At 68.7% G+C, this 6,274-nt stretch carries 6 protein-coding genes and 2 pseudogenes; 3 read left to right on the forward strand and 5 right to left on the reverse strand.

All coding sequences use genetic code 11. The features are described 5' to 3' along the window. From BN11_RS24820 to BN11_RS18395, 5 genes and pseudogenes are all read right to left on the reverse strand, one after another. Positions 1-356: pseudogene (locus tag BN11_RS24820) on the reverse strand (Fe-S cluster assembly protein SufD); the annotation flags it as partial. 3 nt (positions 357-359) lie between these two features. Then, on the reverse strand, positions 360-1,781 hold the full coding sequence (gene sufB / locus BN11_RS18380) for a Fe-S cluster assembly protein SufB (RefSeq protein WP_048699766.1): 1,422 nt from the start codon (positions 1,779-1,781) through the stop codon (positions 360-362). After that, the gene (locus tag BN11_RS18385; RefSeq protein WP_048699768.1) at positions 1,778-2,497 is read right to left on the reverse strand and encodes a helix-turn-helix transcriptional regulator; all 720 of its coding nucleotides are present in this window, start codon (positions 2,495-2,497) and stop codon (positions 1,778-1,780) included. Before BN11_RS18385 ends, sufB begins: the two co-directional genes overlap by 4 nt. A 59-nt stretch (positions 2,498-2,556) precedes the next feature. Next, the gene (locus BN11_RS18390) at positions 2,557-3,771 is read right to left on the reverse strand and encodes a PQQ-dependent sugar dehydrogenase (RefSeq protein ID WP_048699770.1); all 1,215 of its coding nucleotides are present in this window, start codon (positions 3,769-3,771) and stop codon (positions 2,557-2,559) included. Positions 3,772-3,799: 28 nt separating this feature from the next. Continuing rightward, a complete protein-coding gene (locus tag BN11_RS18395) occupies positions 3,800-4,423 on the reverse strand; it encodes a class I SAM-dependent methyltransferase (protein WP_048699772.1) in 624 nt (207 codons plus the stop codon). A gap of 42 nt (positions 4,424-4,465) precedes the next feature. Here BN11_RS18395 and BN11_RS18400 point away from each other — a divergent pair, with 42 nt between their 5' ends. From BN11_RS18400 to BN11_RS24340, 3 genes and pseudogenes are all read left to right on the forward strand, one after another. After that, complete coding sequence (locus BN11_RS18400) at positions 4,466-5,176, forward strand: ABC transporter ATP-binding protein (RefSeq protein WP_048699774.1); 711 nt, start codon at positions 4,466-4,468, stop codon at positions 5,174-5,176. After that, complete coding sequence (locus BN11_RS18405) at positions 5,173-5,940, forward strand: ABC transporter permease (RefSeq protein WP_048699775.1); 768 nt, start codon at positions 5,173-5,175, stop codon at positions 5,938-5,940. The genes BN11_RS18400 and BN11_RS18405 overlap by 4 nt, the downstream gene beginning before the upstream one ends. A gap of 131 nt (positions 5,941-6,071) precedes the next feature. Further along, positions 6,072-6,274, forward strand: a pseudogene (locus tag BN11_RS24340) (molybdopterin-dependent oxidoreductase); the annotation flags it as partial.

Here is a 6,274-nt window from a genome sequence, read left to right on the forward strand (position 1 = left end):
CCCCCCCCCGCCACTCCCCCGCTGTGCGCCGCCGCGATGGCGGCCGCGCGGTCGCCGGGCGCCGGCGCGCCGCTGGCGCGCCAGTCCTCGACGCTCATCGTGCCCAGGCGCACACCCGCCGGGAGCGACTCGTCCCAATCGAGGCAGAGCCCGGTCGGCTCGTCGCGCAGCAGCATACGAAGCCGGTCCACGGGGGTGAACCGCCACTCCTCCTCCCGGCCGGTGGGCATGGGGAAGTCGGCCACGGCATACGACCGGGTGCGCTCGGCGCGCGACTGGTCGGGCACGAACGCAGCCGCTGCATCGGTATGCGGCGCCGGCCCGGGTCGCTGGGTCTTCTCAGTCAGGAGCGACATGGATCAGCCGACCGCGCCTTCCATTTGCAGTTCGATGAGACGGTTGAGTTCGAGGGCGTACTCCATGGGGAGTTCGCGGGCGATCGGCTCGACGAAGCCGCGCACGATCATCGCCATCGCCTCCTCTTCGGACAGGCCGCGGGACATCAGGTAGAACATCTGGTCCTCCGAGACTTTCGAGACGGACGCCTCGTGGCCCATCTGGACGTCGTCCTCGCGGATGTCGACATAGGGGTAGGTGTCGGAGCGGCTGATCGTGTCGACGAGCAGGGCGTCGCAGACGACGCTGGACTTGCTGCCCGTCGCGCCCTCCATCACCTGCACGAGCCCGCGGTATGACGTGCGGCCGCCGCCGCGTGCCACCGACTTGCTGATGATCTGGCTGGAGGTGTTGGGCGCGGCGTGCACCATCTTGGAGCCGGCGTCCTGGTGCTGGCCCTCGCCGGCGAAGGCGATCGACAGGGTCTCGCCCTTGGCGTGCTCGCCGAGGAGGTAGACGGCGGGGTATTTCATCGTCACCTTGGAACCGATATTGCCGTCGATCCACTCCATCGTCGCGCCCTCGGCGCAGGTCGCGCGCTTGGTGACGAGGTTGTAGACGTTGTTGGACCAGTTCTGGATCGTCGTATAGCGAACGCGGGCGTTTTTCTTGACGACGATCTCGACGACGGCGGAGTGCAGAGAGTCCGATTTGTAGATCGGCGCGGTGCAGCCCTCGACGTAGTGCACATAAGAGCCCTCGTCGGCGATGATCAGCGTCCGCTCGAACTGGCCCATGTTCTCGGTGTTGATCCGGAAATAGGCCTGCAGCGGGATGTCGACGTGGACACCCGGCGGGACATAGATGAACGACCCGCCCGACCAGACGGCCGTGTTGAGCGAGGCGAACTTGTTGTCCCCCGGGGGAATTACCGATCCGAAGTACTCGCGGAAGAGGTCTTCGTGCTCGCGCAATCCCGTGTCGGTGTCGACGAAAATGACACCCTTTTCCTCCAAATCCTCGCGGATCTGGTGGTATACCACTTCGCTTTCATATTGCGCGGCCACCCCGGCGACCAATCTTTGCTTTTCCGCTTCCGGAATTCCAAGCCGGTCGTACGTATTCTTGATGTCCTGCGGAAGGTCTTCCCAGGAGGTGGCCTGCTTTTCGGTGGACTTCACAAAGTATTTGATGTTCTGGAAGTCGATGCCCGTCAGGTCGCTGCCCCAGGTCGGCATCGGCTTCTTGTCGAAGAGGCGCAGCGACTTCAGGCGCAGCTCACGCATCCACTCCGGCTCGCTCTTGCGGCGCGAAATGTCTTCCACGACATCGGTGTTGAGGCCGCGGCGCGCGGACGCACCGGCCGAGTCGCTGTCGGCCCAGCCGTATTCGTAGTGACCGAGTCCCTTCAGACCTGGGTTGAGGTCTTCGATGCTCTGGGTCATGACGCCTCCGATTGATGGGGGATCGTGGGGGTGGGGATGAAGGTCGTGCACACGTGATCGCCGTGCGCGAGGGTGGCCAGGCGTTGCACGTGGACGCCGAGCAGGCGGGAGAAGGCTTCCGTCTCGGCCTCGCACAGCTGCGGGAATTGCGCCGCGACGCCGCGCACCGGGCAGTGCCCCTGGCACAGCTGTATGCCGTGCAGCGCGCTCGGGGTGCCCGGCCCGCCGACGTGGCGCAGGCTGGCGTCGAACCCGTCGCGGGTCAGCGCGGCGACGAGGGCCTCGGCACGCTCGCTGGGGGTGAGGTCGGGGGCGAGTTGCGTGGCATACCGCACCTCCCAGTCGGCGATCCGCTGCCGCGCGAAGTCCTCGACGGCCTGCGGCCCCATCGTCTCGGCGAGATAACGCAGCGCCTGACCGGCGAGGTGGTCGTAGTCGGAGGTGAGGGCACCATGGCCGGCCTCGGAGACGACATACGACTTGGCCGGCCGGCCCCGCCCGCGGCGCGGGTTCGCGCCGTCATGCGCCTCGATCAGTCCGTCGGTCACGAGGTTGTCGACATGGCGCCGGATCGCGGTGTCGGACAACTCCAACGAGCCGGCGAGGGCCGTCGTCGTGATCGGGCCCTGCTGGCTGACGGCACGCAGGACGCGTTCGCGCGTGCGCGACTCGGGCGCGGCGTCGGCCGTCGCCAGCGAGGCGCGTGAAATATTCACACATCCATGTTAGGTAATTGTTCCGCGCCTGTCGAAATAAGGTAAACCTAACTTCAGGTTCAGGCCGGCGGAGTCAGGTGCAGGAGCTTGCCGCCGCCGCCGTCCTGGAGCACCCAGATCGTGCCGTCCGGGCCTTGTTCGACCTCCCGCAGCCGCTCGCCGAGCGGGCCGTCGGACCACTGGTCGGCGGCCGTCGCGGAGGTCCCGTCGATGTCGACCCGGATCAGCGACTGACCCGACAGGGCGGGCACGAAGGCATCGCCGACCCATTCCGGGAAAGCCGAACCCGAATAGATCATCAGCCCACCGGGCGAGATGGAGGGATTCCAGAAGACCTTCGGCGCTTCATACCCGTCCCCCTCCGCATGATCCGGGATGTCCTTGCCGCTGTAGTGCGAGCCGTTGGACGCCTTGGGCCAGCCGTAGTTGGCGCCGGCACGGATGAGGTTGATCTCGTCCCCGCCCTTCGGGCCCATCTCGGACTCCCAGAGGTTGCCCGCGGCGTCGAACGCGAGACCGAGCGGATTGCGGTGTCCCCACGACCAGATCTCGTCCGACGGGTATTCCTGGTCCGAGAGCGGATTGCCTTGTGCGGGAGAGCCATCGGGATTCAGCCGCAGGATCTTGCCGAGGTTGGTGCCCGGGTCCTGCGCGGGGTCGAACTGCTGCCGCTCCCCGGAGGAGACGAACAGGTAGGTGCCGTCGGGGCTCATCGCGAGCCGGTGCCCGAAGTGGCCCTCGCCCTCCACCTTCGGCACCTGCCGCCAGATGACGTTGAGGTTCTCGATGCGAGCGCTGACGTCGTCGATGACCAGCCGCCCGTTGCCGACGACCGCCCCACGCGTCCCGTTGTCGCCCGGCTCCACCCAGCTGAGGTAGATCCGCTGGTCCTGCTCGTAGGACGGAGCGGCGATGATGTCGCCGAGACCGCCTTGGCCGCCGGCCGCGACCTCGGGCTCGTTGTCGACGTCGAGATCGGTACCGGCCTCCATGTCGCGGACGATCAGCTGGCCGCCCCGCTGGGTGATCGCCGCGTAGGGCGTGCCCTGCAGGAACGTCATCGCCCACGGTTCGTCGTATGCCGCGACCTCCGTGATCTGGAATGGCGCGGCGTTCGCACCCCCCGTCGTCGCCGAAGCCGATGTCCCGGAAGCCGAGGCGGCGGAGCTGGATGCCGGCGCGCTCGTCCCCGATGACTCTCCGGACCCGCCCGAGCAGGCCGTGCCGAGGGTGAGGAGGGCCAGCGTGGCCGTCGCGCGGATGATGCGTCGCATGGCTCGACGGTAGCGAGCGATCCTGGGATCAGCCCGGCTTGCGGGCGGTGGCCAGGAAGATCGGGAACTCGCGTGGTTCGCCGTCGACGTCCTTGGTGAGCGTGGTCGCGGTGCTGATCTGAATGTCGGCGAAGCGCAGTTCGGTCAACCAGTGGGTCAGGCGGCCCCGGTCGAAGCCGTCGTGGCCGTGGAAGTCGCCGTGGGCCTTGTGGAAGGCGCCATCGGGATCGTGGTCGAGGTCGGCGATGGCGAGATGACCGCCGGGGTTGAGGGCAGCGTGGATCAGCCGGAGCACCGATTCCGGCTCGGCCATATGGTGCAGCGCCAGTTGACTGAGCACGAGGTCGAAGGGCCCGGCGGGCAGCTCGCCGCGGTCGACGTTCGCGTATGCCGTGCTCCACCCGGTCAGGCGCTCGGCGGCGATCACCTGCTCGGCGACCTCGATCATGCCGTTCGAGGAGTCGGAGAGCACGACATCCCCGAGGTCGGCCCGTAGGGCCCGAGAGAGGAGTCCGGTGCCGGCACCCACCTCCAGCGTGCGTGGCCGGTCGCCAAGATCGACCTGGCGCCGGATCGCGGCCGCCACCTCGGCGCTACGCGCCACCTTGTCCGGGTCGTCGTCCCACGTCGCCGCGCGTTCGTCGAAACACATGGGCAGCACATTAGGTCACCCCGTGGGGCGCCTTAGACTGCGGTGGTGCCCGCAGTCGAGGTCCGCGATCTGGTGAAGTCTTTCGGGGCCACTCGAGCGCTCGACGGGGTCACCTGGTCGGCGCAGTCGGGGCGGGTGACGGCTGTGCTCGGCCCTAATGGCGCGGGCAAGTCGACGACGATCGAGTGCTTGCAGGGGTTGCAGCGGCCGGATTCGGGCACGGCGCACGTGCTGGGCGAGGATCCCTGGGGTGCTTCCGCGGAGCATCGCGCCCGGGTGGGGTTGATGCTGCAGGACGGCGGTCTGCCGTCGATGTCCACTCCCCCAACGCTTTTGACGCACCTTGCCGCGCTGTATGCCGCGCCCGCCGATCCCGTCGCGCTGGCTCAGCGACTCGGGATCGACGGCTTCGCTCGCACCATCATCCGGCGGCTGTCGGGCGGGCAACGCCAACGCGTTGCCCTGGCCGCGGCCCTGATCGGGCGGCCCGACGTCCTCTTCCTGGACGAGCCGACCGCCGGCCTCGATCCCCATACCCGGCTCGATGTGTGGGACATCGTGCGCGAACAGGCCGACGCCGGCGCCGCTGTGGTCTTGGCCACGCACTCCTTCGAGGAGGCGGACAGGGTCGCCGACGACATCGTCATCATGGACACCGGCCGGGTACGGGCGTTCGGTGGCCGGGCCGAGGTGACCGGGGCGAAATCCCTCGAGGACGTGTACTTCTCCCTCACCCGCGGAGGCAAGCGATGACCGGGCCGACGACCACGGCGACGGTTCCGCGGGCCGCGGTGCGCGGCATACGCATCCGCCGGCAGGCGGGGTTCGAGGCCCGCACGATGCTGCGCAACGGCGAGCAACTGCTCGTCGCCTTCCTGCTGCCGGCCATGGCGATGGTCGGCCTGAAGTTCGCGTCCGTCCCTGACCTGCCCGCTCCACGGATCGACGCGATCGTGCCCGGTGTGCTCGCCCTGGCCGTCGTCTCCACCGCCTTTACCAGCCAGGCGATTGCCACGGCCTTCGATCGCCGCAATGGGGTGCTGCGTCTGCTCGGCACGACGCCGCTCGGCCGCGACGGACTCCTCGGTGGCAAGATTCTCGCCACCTTCGCCGTCCTCGCGATCCACCTCATCGCGCTGAGCGTCCTGGGCCTGGCCCTGGGCTGGCGACCGGCAGGATCCGGCATCGCGCCGGCCCTGATCACCACCGTCATCGGCGCTGCATGCTTCGTGGCGATCGCGATGCTGGTGGCCGGCCGGTTGCGGGCCGAAGCCGTTCTCGCCATGGCGAATCTGCTGTGGGTGCTCTTCCTCGGCCTCGGCCTCCTGCTGCCCACGACGACCCTTCCCAACGCCGCTGGTGGCCTCGCCAAGGCGCTCCCATCGGGTGCCCTCGGCGATGCCCTGCGAGCGGCCTTCGTGCACGGGTCGTGGCCGGTTGGTCAGTGGCTGGTCCTGCTCGCGTGGGGCGGCGTCTGCGGGTTCCTCGCCACGCGTGTCTTCCGCTGGTCCGACTGACGCGCCGGGCGCGCCCGCCGCGCGGTGAAATCGTCATGACTCCGTAAGATCCCGAAACCCTGCGCTGCGCTCCGATCGCCTTTACCGTGTTCGGCAACCGATCCGACCACGCCGGCTCCCAGGAGGCACCAATGGCGCAGCTCCCCTCCCCCGGGGCAGCCGCCATCGGGGTCGGCTCGGCCACTTTCGCCCTGGGCGCGGGTCACCTGGTGGCCGCCGCCGTCGCGCCGCCGGCATCGCCCGCCGTTGCGGTGGCCTCCACCCTGGTCGACCGGGCGCCCCGAGCCGTCAAGGAGTGGGCGATCTCGACACTCGGCACCGCCGACAAGCCCGC

This window comes from Nostocoides australiense Ben110 (assembly GCF_001050535.1).
GTDB lineage: Bacteria > Actinomycetota > Actinomycetes > Actinomycetales > Dermatophilaceae > Nostocoides_A > Nostocoides_A australiense.

Bases quoted from the DNA above. Each gene is read 5' to 3' on its own strand.
- BN11_RS18395 (WP_048699772.1), bottom strand. From the start codon at position 4,423: ATGTGTTTCGACGAACGCGCGGCGACGTGGGACGACGACCCGGACAAG.
- BN11_RS18390 (WP_048699770.1), bottom strand. From the start codon at position 3,771: ATGCGACGCATCATCCGCGCGACGGCCACGCTGGCCCTCCTCACCCTC.
- BN11_RS18405 (WP_048699775.1), top strand. From the start codon at position 5,173: ATGACCGGGCCGACGACCACGGCGACGGTTCCGCGGGCCGCGGTGCGC.
- sufB (WP_048699766.1), bottom strand. From the start codon at position 1,781: ATGACCCAGAGCATCGAAGACCTCAACCCAGGTCTGAAGGGACTCGGT.